This window comes from Parcubacteria group bacterium CG10_big_fil_rev_8_21_14_0_10_36_14 (genome assembly GCA_002772895.1).
Taxonomy (GTDB): Bacteria; Patescibacteriota; Patescibacteriia.
Window position 1 is genome coordinate 17,141 of sequence record PFCS01000026.1, and the last position, 5,046, is coordinate 22,186.

Annotated in this window: 1 protein-coding gene, 2 rRNA genes and 1 pseudogene (1 of these 4 running past the window's edge); 2 read left to right on the forward strand and 2 right to left on the reverse strand. The window is 43.2% G+C overall.

From position 1 onward, the window contains the following. Positions 1 to 614 (reverse strand): annotated as a pseudogene (locus COU51_01780) (hypothetical protein); it reaches 1,828 nt to the left of the window's first position. A gap of 66 nt (positions 615 to 680) precedes the next feature. After that, complete coding sequence (locus tag COU51_01785) at positions 681 to 998, reverse strand: hypothetical protein (GenBank protein ID PIR66853.1); 318 nt, start codon at positions 996 to 998, stop codon at positions 681 to 683. Positions 999 to 1,291: 293 nt separating this feature from the next. Between COU51_01785 and COU51_01790 the strand changes: the two genes are divergently transcribed. Both COU51_01790 and rrf read left to right on the forward strand, forming a co-directional pair. Continuing rightward, a 23S ribosomal RNA gene (locus tag COU51_01790) occupies positions 1,292 to 4,846 on the forward strand. A gap of 92 nt (positions 4,847 to 4,938) precedes the next feature. Further along, positions 4,939 to 5,046, forward strand: a 5S ribosomal RNA gene (gene rrf / locus COU51_01795); the annotation flags it as partial.

Genomic DNA, 5,046 nt, shown 5'->3' on the forward strand with positions numbered 1-5,046 from the left:
AATGTTGATTTTGCTTTTGTACAAAGCTTCTTTTTCTTTTTGATTATGCTATTCGCTTTTTCAATTTGTTCAGTAAGACTTCTTTGTTTGCTAACTAAAATTTCATTCAAGCGATACGTAAAAGAAAATTGTGTAGCATCAGAATCGGTTGACAAAAGAATTTGTAAATCAGGACGAGCTGTCTTTAGAGCGACTAAATGTCTTTCAAGAATTTTGAGCTGTATTTTTGCCATTGTGGTAAATTGTTCATAGTTTGGAATTTGTTTACTGATTTCCTCAGCTTCTTCTATGCTTTTGTACCAGTAGGTAAAGAGCTCTTCATCGGTTAGAAACTCTGGTCGGTCAAGACGCGAGAGCGTGCCGTCAAGAAGGATTGTGTTGATATCGGGATTTTGTTGCACAAGTTTAATAAAATTTTCCCAAGCAACTTGAGTACAAAATTCACTATCAAATCCCACTTCGCTGAGATAGACAAGTTGTGGAAAGCCCTTAACTCGTACTTTAATAAGTTGTGGCAATGTTATTTGTTTTATTTCTTTTTTTTGGGCTTCTTGATCTTGCGCTTCTTGATTTTGAGTTTCTTGATCTTGAATTTCATTTTTTCCAGCAAGCATTTTGCGCCTCCGTGTTTTGTTGTCAAGGTTCTATATATGAAAGAAGGCCCGTTTTTTACCCTTACCCTACCTGCACACCTTCTTATTTATAAGCTTAACATAAAGCTTGACAATGTCAATATTTTTATGTATAATAAACCTGTGGATAAGTAATTTTAAGAACCAAAGTAGAAAGGGTGATTTTTTTGCTAAAATAAGAAGAAAAATCTTAATAATATTTGCCACTTGACATATATTAATAAATAGTTTAATATATAAATTAACTTTAAACATTACACGAACTCCTATTTTGGGTGAAAGTTCCTCTGTAAGCTTCCCTCCGATTTTCGCCTTTTGGCGGACGGAGTAAACCGGGATGGAAACTCGGTTTAGGACATAAAACATGATAGTAGATTTTATTACAACCTACCTATTATATATAATACCAAGTAGTCCATAGCTTACGGTTTTTGTGAGTAAGATTTTTTTGGGACCGCTTGGAAGGCGGCTTTTTTTAATCTCAGATTTCAGATTTCAGATTTAATAATTTAAATTTGTAATTTGCAATTTGTTAAAAGTTGCGAAAGCACTTTGACAACTCAATAAACGAATCAAATCAAATTAAACCATATATGAAACTTGCCAAAATTTTTTGAAGGCAAAAAATTGGTGAGCAAGTTTAAGTCATATATAGGGAAAAGAGCAATAAGGGTGTATGGGGGATGCCTCGACATAAAAAGCCGATGAAGGACGTGGTAGCCTGCGATAAGCCTCGGGAAGGCGGCAAACAGCCTGTGATCCGGGGATGTCCGAATGGGGAAACCCGATCTAATGGAAGATTAGATCACTCATGCATGAATACATAGTGCATGGGAGGGCACCTGGGGAAGTGAAACATCTTAGTACCCAGAGGAAAAGAAAACGAAGAACTAACACAGATTTTTTATGTCACCGATAATACAATTTTTTGTGTAATCAGTGATGTATCAATCTGTGTTTACATTCCCTAAGTAGCGGCGAGCGAAAAGGGAGAAGCCTAAACTTTATAAACTGAAGTGATTGCAATTCTTTGCCTTTGGGCTTGGATGAGCGGTTACGGAAGGCTGCGGGGCCATATGTTTGTAAAGAGTTGAAGGATAGTATTATGGTTTTCCTGCAAGAGACCTATAAAATTTAATGTTTAGCAGAATCCTGTGGAAACAGGGACCATAGAAGGTGATAGTCCTGTATGTGAAAAACATGAATGTTTTATTATATTATTCCTAAGTACTGCGAGACTCGAGAAATCTCGTAGGAATCTGGCCGGACTATCGGCCAAGGCTAAATACTTTTTATGATCGATAGTGAACTAGTACCATGAGGGAAAGGTGAAAAGCAGCCCGGGAGGGCGATGAAATAAAACCTGAAACCATATACCTACAAGAAGCTGGAGTCCCGCTTGCGGGATGACAGTGTTCCTATTGAAGAATGAGCCAACGAGTTTGTGAGTGTTGCGAGCTTAAATCCATAAAGGATGAAGGCGTAGTGAAAGCGAGCGTTAACGCGCGATATAAGTAGCACTTGCAAGACCCGAAACCGGGTGAGCTATCCATGGACAGGGTGAACCTTGAGTAAAATCAAGGGGAGGCCCGAACCCACGCGCCGTGCAACACGCGGGGATGATCTGTGGATAGAGGAGAAATTCCAATCGAACTCGGTGATAGCTGGTTCTCCCCGAAATAGCTTGAGGGCTAGCGTCGGAAGAACTGCTGCGGGGGTAGAGCACTGGATGAGACTGGGGGGAGCAATCCTACCCATCACAACCAAACTCCGAATACCGCAGTCAGATACCGGCAGTCAGACCATGGGGGCTAAGCTCCATAGGTCTAAAGGGAAAAAGCCCAGACCGCAATCTAAGGTCCCTAAATTTAAGTTAAGTGTAAAAGGTGGTGAAACGACTTATACAACCAGGAGGTTGGCTTAGAAGCAGCCATCCTTTAAAGAAAGCGTAACAGCTCACTGGTCAAGTTATTTTGCGCCGATAATGTACCGGGGCTAAACTTAGTACCGAAGATGCGGACCTGATCGTGCCTCATTGCATTTAGAATAAATTTATTTCTAAGTGTAGCGAGGTGCGATTGGGTGGTAGGGGAGCGTTCTGTATGCGTTGAAGCTTACCGCGTGAGCGGGAGTGGAGCGTACAGAAGTGAGAATGTTGGCATGAGTAGCAAAAATGGGGGCGAGAACCCCCCACACCGTAAGTCCAAGGTTTCCTGGGCAACGAAAATCGACCCAGGGTTAGTCGATCCTAAGGCGAGTCCAGCCCTTTTTGCATAGCAATAAGGGTAATAATGAATATTATCTTACTGCTGCGCAGTAAGGGCTGGGGTAGTCGATGGATGAGCAGGTTAATATTCCTGCACTTCTGTTTGATTTAAGCTAACGGACGCATTACTGGAGTCTTTGTGCGATTTTGGCTATTCGCATGGCTGGTCCGATTTATCGGGCTGGACGCAGCTTGAACCGCAAGGGGAAAGCAATAGAGGTAAAAGTGGTGCCTAGAAAAGGTTAGTGTATATCTTATAGAAATCGTACCGCAAACCGACACAGGTGGACGGGCATAAGTGTGCCAAGGTGTACGAGAGAAACATCGTTAAGGAACTCGGCAAAACAGTGGCCGTAACTTCGGGATAAGGCCTGCCTGACCGTGCCTCAATGTATTTGGCGCGGAATTATGAAGTTCCTAACAATAATTTTTAGTTATGAAAATGTTGATTTTGTAATTAAAAATTTTAAATTCGAAATTCCGCAAGCCGAACGCAGTGAGGTGCGGTTAGGCTGCAACAAAAGATTCCAAGCGACTGTTTACCAAAAACACAGGTCCCTGCTAAACCGTAAGGTGATGTATAGGGGCTGATGCCTGGCCAGTGCCAGAACGTTAAGGAAGTGGGTCATCTCGATTTATCGGGAGAAGCTCGTGACCGAAGCGCTGGTGAACGCCGGCCGTAACTATAACGGTCCTAAGGTAGCGAAATTCCTTGTCGGGTAAGTTCCGACCCGCACGAATGGCATAACGACTTGGAAACTGTCTTGACGATGTACTCGGCGAAATTTCAACACGAGTGAAGATGCTCTTTACCCGCGGCTGGACGAAAAGACCCCGTGAAGCTTTACTACAACTTGACATTGGGGTAGAGTTCCGCATGTTCAGAATAGGTGGGAGGTTCGACGCAAGTCGAACCGACAGTGAGATACCACCCTTGCGTTATTTTATCTCTAACCCGAGACCTTGAATCAGGTTTTGGGGACAGTGTCTGGCGGGTAGTTTATCTGGGGCGGATGCCTCCCAAAAAGTAACGGAGGCGTTTACAAAGGTTGGCTTGGCCCGGATGGAAATCGGGTTCTAAAGTGCAAACGCATAAGCCAGCTTTACTGGAACTCCTACAAGAGGACTAGTTGCGAAAGCAGAAGTTAGTGATCCGACCGTTCGTAATAGGACGGCGGAAGCTCATCGGACAAAAGCTACTCCGGGGATAACAGGCTGATCCTTCCCGAGCGTCCACAGCGACGGAAGGGTTTGGCACCTTAACTTAAATCGGGGTGCTATTCTGAGTAATCAGAATACCAAAAAATGGCTAATAACGGTGAACTCTTAATAGAAGATATACGCAGTGGTAATTTTATGCGGATATCATTTTATTGAGACAATACCGTGGGAAGTCCGAAAATATCGGACCCCGTAACGACTAATTCTCTGATTTATCAGAGATGAGATAGTAGGTACTCGATAATCGAGAAATAAACTATTATCATACGCCATCTCCTGTTATATGAATAACAGGATGAAGATATAGTCTAATGTTACTAGTAATAGTAAATACGACAGCGATGTCGGCTCGTCGCATCCTGGGGCTGGAGAAGGTCCCAAGGGTTTGGCTGTTCGCCAATTAAAGCGGCACGCGAGCTGGGTTCAGAACGTCGTGAGACAGTTCGGTCTCCTATCCGCCGTGGGCGTCGAGATTTGAGAGAACCCTTCTCTAGTACGAGAGGACCGAGAAGGACGAACCTCTAGTGTGGGAGTTGTTCTGCCAAGGGCACAGCTTCGTAGCTAAGTTCGGTACGGATAAACGCTGAAAGCATATAAGCGTGAAGCCGTTCTCAAGATTAGATCTCATTTTAGGTTCCAGAGAGACTATCTGGTTGATAGGCAGCAGGTGTAAGTGCAGTAATGCATGTAGCCGAGCTGTACTAATAAACCGAGCTCTTTTTCCTATATTTGGCTTAAATCATGAAGTACAAAATATGTACCATGAAGTAGCTAATAAGTTTTAGATTGTTTGATTCAAATTTTTAAAAGATGTATCGTTCTGGTGCTTCTACCGCGAGGGTCACACCTGTTCCCATCCCGAACACAGAAGTTAAGCTTCGCAAGGCCGATGGTAGTACGGTTTGAGTACCGTGCAAGAGTAGGTCA